We start from the raw sequence: 2,989 nt of genomic DNA, 5'->3' as shown, positions 1-2,989 counted from the left end.
CACAAGTGCTCAAGGTGGAGCGCGTCGGGCGCCAGGACGACTTCTTCAAGCTCGGTGGGCACTCGCTGCTGGCGGTCGCCGTCATGGCGAGGCTGCGCGCAATTGGCTTGGAAGTGGATGTCAGTGACCTCTTTGGTGAAGGCACCTTGGCTGTATTGGCCGCTCGCGTCGAAGAAATCGAGGAAGTGAAACTATGAATGAAGTCTTTGACTTGCTTGAGCGGTTGACTAAGCAGGGCATTAAGGTCAAGTCGGTAGATGGCGAGATTGCTCTTTCGGGCAGGAAGAAGCTTCTACAAAACGAAGAGCTGCTTGATGAGATTCGGCGTTTCAAACCTGCTTTGTTGAAAATCCTGTCTTCCTCGGATCACAGCGTTTCATCTTTAGGTGTCCCACCCAACCTGATCCCTTTCGGATGTCAGCAGTTGACGCCGGAGCTGTTGCCGTTGGTGGAACTCACGCAGGCGCAGATCGATCAACTGGTGTCTCAAGTGCCAGGTGGCGTTGCCAACGTCCAGGACATCTACCCGCTGGCCCCACTGCAAGAGGGCATCCTCTTTCATCACCTGCTGGAGACAGCCGGCGATGTGTACATCTTGCCCTCGGTGCTGGAGTTCGACAGCCGTGAGCGCCTGGACCGCTTCGTGGGCGCCTACAACGCAGTGATCCGGCGTCATGACGTGCTGCGCACGGCGGTGCACTGGGAAGGACTGCCTGAGCCGGTGCAGCTGGTGCAGCGTGAAGCGGTGCTGAGCGTGCACGAGGAGGTGCTGGACGCTGCCAGCACGCTGAGCGGATCGGATCAGCTGCTGGCGCGCTTTGATCCGCGCCGCTATCGCATGGACCTGCGCCGGGCACCGCTGCTGGAGCTGCATGCAGCCCAAGATCCCAAGACAGAAAGTTGGCTCTTGCTCATGCTCAGCCATCATCTGTGGGGTGACCACGAGTCAGTGGAAGTGCTGATGGACGAGGTCCGAGCGGTCTTGCTGGGCCAAGCCCACACCTTGCCCGAGCCCATGCTGTTCCGGGAGTTCGTCGCACGGGCACGACATGGTTTGAGTCCAGGCGAGCACGAGATCTTCTTCAAGACCCTCTTGGGCGATGTGGTCGAGCCCACGCTGCCCTATGGACTCAGGGATGTACAGGGCACCGGCGTCGACGTCCGGGAGTGCCGTCAGAGTCTGCCTATGGAGCTGAGTCAGCGCATTCGCACGCAGGTGCGACGCGAGGGCGTGAGCGCGGCGAGTCTCTTCCACCTGGCGTGGGCGCAAGTGCTGGCCAAGCTCAGTGGGCGCGAGGACGTAGTGTTCGGCACGCTGCTGCTGGGGCGCATGCAAGGCGGAGAAGGCTCGGTGCGCGGCATGGGCATGTTCATCAACACCCTGCCGGTGCGCATCAAGCTCGAAGGGCAGGGCGTACAAGCCGCGCTCAAGCAGACCCATCAGACACTGGCCCACCTCTTGCGGCACGAGCATGCATCGCTGGCGCTGGCACAGCGCTGCAGCGGGGTGCAGGCACCGACGCCGCTCTTCAGCGCGCTGTTGAACTTCCGGCACAGCCCGATGGCCGAGCAAGAGCCGCAGGTGCAAGACTTGCCGGAAGCGCTGCGCGGCATTCGTTTCCTGGGCGGGCATGAGCGCACCAACTACCCCGTCAGCCTCAACGTCGATGATCACGGCATTCACGACGGCGTGGATGCCGGCTTTAGCCTGAACCCGCAGATCCTGAGCCCCTTTGAGCCCGAGCGGGTGGCAGGGTATGTGCAAACTGCGCTGGAGCACCTGCTGCAGGCGCTGGAGCTGTCGCCCGAGGCACCGCTGAGCCGGCTGGACATTCTGCCGGCGCAAGAGCGAGAGCAGCTGCTTGTAGGTTTCAATCCTGTCTCGCAAGATGCTCCTGGCGGGGATCTGATCCAGACGTTCCAAGCATGGGTCCAACGCCAACCCGATGCTTTGGCTTTGGTGTTCGGTAGCGAACGGCTGAGCTACGCGGCACTTAACGAGCAGGCCAATCAACTGGCGCACCACCTGCAAGGACTGGGGGTGCAAGCGGGCGATCGCGTGGCGCTAACGCTGCCGCGCGGCAGTGCCTTGGTGCGCGCCCAGCTTGCGCTGCTGAAGCTCGGCGCTGCTTATGTGCCACTGGATGCCAGCCAACCCCAGGAGCGCTTGGCAGCACTCTTGGCCGACGCGCTGGCTGGTCAAGGTGACAGCACGGAACCCGCTCGTACGCCTGTCGTGCCGTTGGTGCTCAGCCTGCGCAGCACCGAACTGCCGGAATGCGACGCCCAAGGCGGGGCCCTGCAGCGGCTCAACCTAGACGCTGCGGAACTCCAGGCAATCCTGTGCGAGCACCCTGAACACTGCCGCAATCTGCCCAGTCGTCCCGATGCAGACGAACTCCCGGCCTATGTGATGTACACCTCCGGCTCGACCGGGGTGCCCAAAGGGGTTGAGGTGCTGCAGCGCAACGTCGCTGCGCTGGTGCAGGGGCAGCACTACGCCCATTTCGAGCCCAGTGACCGCGTGGCCTTCACTGCCAACCCGGCCTTTGATGCATCCACCTTCGAGATTTATGCAGCGTTGCTCAATGGCGCCGCGCTCGTCGTGGTGGAACACAAGACGCTGTTGGATGCACAAGCCCTGGCAACACTGCTGGCGCAAGAGCGGGTCACGGTGCTGCAGCTCATCGCTGGCGTGCTCAGCCGCCATGCCCAAGCACTGAAGGGGCGGCTTGGCGGCCTGCGCTACCTCGTCACCGGCGGAGATGTAGCCGATGTACCGGCCGTCCGCACAGCGGTGCATGAAGGCAAGCCTGAGCACTTCGTGCAAACCTATGGCCCCACGGAGATCACGACCTTTGCCACGACGCTGACCATCCAGGACGTGCCGCCGGGAGTTGTGAGCCTGCCCATCGGCCGGCCGATCGCCAACACGCAGATCTACCTGCTGGACGAGCACCGTCAGCCGGTGCCGCTGGGGGCGGTGGGA

General features: G+C 63.0%; 2 protein-coding genes. Both read left to right on the top strand.

Going from position 1 to position 2,989, the window contains the following annotated elements; genetic code table 11:
• On the top strand, window positions 1–197 hold a 197-nt coding region (locus tag AC3WOE_RS30395), incomplete at its 5' end, for a phosphopantetheine-binding protein (protein WP_492696269.1).
• Window positions 194–2,989 (top strand): AMP-binding protein (locus AC3WOE_RS30390; RefSeq protein WP_492696267.1); only part of this gene is annotated, 2,796 nt, incomplete at its 3' end. The genes AC3WOE_RS30395 and AC3WOE_RS30390, both read left to right, overlap by 4 nt.

Source organism: Roseateles sp. FW305-36 (assembly GCF_058787015.1).
Note: the sequence above shows the minus strand (reverse complement) of the source record. Positions and strands in the feature narration are given on the sequence as shown.